Source organism: Streptomyces sp. NPDC006450 (assembly GCF_040612195.1).
GTDB lineage: Bacteria > Actinomycetota > Actinomycetes > Streptomycetales > Streptomycetaceae > Streptomyces.
Genome location: NZ_JBEXPT010000258.1, coordinates 1 through 2,415, shown reverse-complemented (window position 1 = coordinate 2,415; position 2,415 = coordinate 1). Strand labels below are relative to the sequence as shown.

Annotated in this window: 3 protein-coding genes; all 3 read right to left on the bottom strand. The window is 70.7% G+C overall.

What is annotated here, in order from left to right; translation table 11 throughout:
- Positions 1–119: 119 nt before the first annotated feature.
- Genes nusB through ABZY57_RS32630 form a run of 3 tightly spaced genes read right to left on the bottom strand, consistent with a single transcriptional unit; the run spans position 120 to position 2,295 of the window.
- Entirely contained in the window at positions 120–557 is a 438-nt protein-coding gene (gene nusB / locus ABZY57_RS32640; RefSeq protein ID WP_266876512.1) for a transcription antitermination factor NusB, read from the bottom strand.
- Positions 558–559: 2 nt separating this feature from the next.
- Entirely contained in the window at positions 560–1,126 is a 567-nt protein-coding gene (gene efp / locus ABZY57_RS32635) for an elongation factor P (RefSeq protein ID WP_356518153.1), read from the bottom strand.
- A gap of 59 nt (positions 1,127–1,185) precedes the next feature.
- Complete coding sequence (locus ABZY57_RS32630) at positions 1,186–2,295, bottom strand: aminopeptidase P family protein (protein ID WP_356518151.1); 1,110 nt, start codon at positions 2,293–2,295, stop codon at positions 1,186–1,188.
- Positions 2,296–2,415: the final 120 nt, after the last annotated feature.

Sequence of the window (2,415 nt, the reverse complement as noted above, 5' to 3'; positions counted from 1 at the left end):
CCGCGCCCGCGGACGCGCTGTGGCCGGCGAGCGCCCCCCCCCCCCCGCGGGGGACGCTGGCGGCCGCGGTGCCGTGCGGCGCGGGGCGCCCTCCGTTCACGCCGTACCGGCGGCGCCGGTCAGCTCTCGCTGCGACGCAGCTTCGGCTTGAGGTCCTTGAAGCGGCCGAGCAGCCCGTTCACGAACGAGGGCGACTCGTCCGTGGAGAACTCCTTGGCCAGCTCGACGGCCTCGTCGATGGCCACGGCGTCCGGGGTTCCGTCGACCCAGATCAGCTCGTAGGCACCGAGACGCACGATGTTCCGGTCCACGACCGGCATGCGGTCGAGGTCCCAGTCCACGGCGTAGGTGGCGATCAGATCGTCGATGCGGTCCACCTTGTCGGCGTACCCCTCGACGAGTTCCATGGTGAACTCGTTCACCGCGGGCTGACGGTCGGTGTCCGACCGCGAGTGGCGGACCCAGTCCGCGAGGACCTCGCGCACGGAGACCCCGCGCTGGTCGGCCTCGAACAGGATCTGGAAAGCACGCTTGCGCGCGTTGCTCCGGGCAGCCACGGTTAGCTGTTCACCCGGCCGAGGTAGTCGCTGGTGCGGGTGTCGACCTTGATCTTCTCACCGGTGTTGATGAAGAGCGGGACCTGGATCTCGTGGCCCGTCTCCAGCGTCGCCGGCTTGGTGCCACCGGTGGAACGGTCGCCCTGGACGCCCGGGTCGGTGTGCGCGATGGTCAGCTCGACGGCGGCCGGCAGCTCGACGTAGAGCACCTCGCCCTCGTGGCGGGCCACGGACGCGGTGAAGCCCTCGATGAGGAAGTTGGCGGCATCGCCGACGGCCTTCTTGTCGACCATCAGCTGGTCGAAGTCCTCCATGTCCATGAAGACGAAGTACTCGCCGTCCATGTAGGAGAACTGCATGTCGCGGCGGTCGATGGTGGCCGTCTCGACCTTGGTGCCGGCGTTGAACGTCTTGTCGACGACCTTGCCGGACATGACGCTCTTCAGCTTGGTGCGCACGAAGGCCGGGCCCTTGCCGGGCTTGACGTGCTGGAACTCGACGACGGACCAGAGCTGGCCCCCGTCGAGCTTCAGCACCATGCCGTTCTTGAGGTCGTTCGTGGAAGCCACGGTGTGGGAATCTCCTGCACTGGAAGACCACGGGTGCGCGCACAGCCCGGGAACGCGGGCTAGAGCGCGAGCAGCTCCTTGGTCGTAATGGTGAGTAGCTCGGGACCGCCGTCCGCCTCGGGGCGCACGACGAGCGTGTCATCGATCCGGACACCACCCCGGCCAGGGAGGTGAACCCCCGGTTCGACGGTGACCGGCACGCAAGCGTCCAGTTTACCCATGGCCGTAGGTGCAAGCTGCGGGTCCTCGTCGATTTCGAGACCGACTCCGTGTCCGGTCGACGCCGCGAGGGCCTCCCCGTGACCAGCGGAGTCGAGTACGGAGCGGGCCGCGTGATCCACATCGCGGTACGCGGCCCCGGGCAGCAGGGCCTCCCTGCCCGCCCGCTGGGCGGCGAAGACGAGTTCGTACAGCTCGATCTGCCAGTCGGCGGGGGTCGTGCCGATCACGAAGGTGCGGCCGATCTCGCAGCGGTAGCCCCGGTAGTTCGCGCCGAGGCAGACGGAGAGGAAATCACCCTCCTCGACCCGGCGGTCGGAGGGCCGGTGCCGGGAGCGTCCGGAGTGCGGGCCGGTTCCGACGGAGGTGGGGAAGGCCGGACCGTCGGCCCCGTGGTCCACGAGCCGGCGTTCCAGCTCCAGTGCGAGGTGCCGTTCGGTGCGGCCCACCAGGATCGATTCCAGCAGTTCCCCGAGGGCCTGGTCGGCGATCTCGGCGGCGATCCGCAGGCAGGCGATCTCCTCCTCGTCCTTGACGAGGCGCTGCTGCTCCACGGCGGTCCCCAGATCGGCCAGGCGCAGCCCGGGCGCCACCGAGCCCAGGGCGCGGTACCGGCCGACGGTGATGTGGTGTTCCTCCACGGCGAGGGAGTCGGCCCGGGCCGCGGTGGCCGAGTCGGCCGCCGCGACGGCCGGATCCGCTCCGGGGCCGGTCAGCACGGAGAGCCGCAGGTTCTCGTCGAGCCGTCCCTCGTCGGCCTCCCCGGTGGGCGCTCCGGCGCAGAACAGCATGTCCTCCCCGCCCGGACCGAGCAGCAGGACCGCGCCCAGCGGCGACGCTCCGGAGAGGTAGCGGACGTTCGCCGGACGCGTGATGAGTGCGGCGGCGTTTCCGGCGGCCGCACAGCGGTCGCGAAGCAGGCCCCGGCGGGCCGCGTACACGTCTGACATGTTTCCGAGCCTACGAGCGCCGCGCGCATCCGGCCTGGTGAGCGCAGCCGTACGGGGACCGGCCTTGGCGCACTCCTGTGGGGAGGGTGGCGGGCGGTGGCTGGCGCTGGGTGGGGGCGG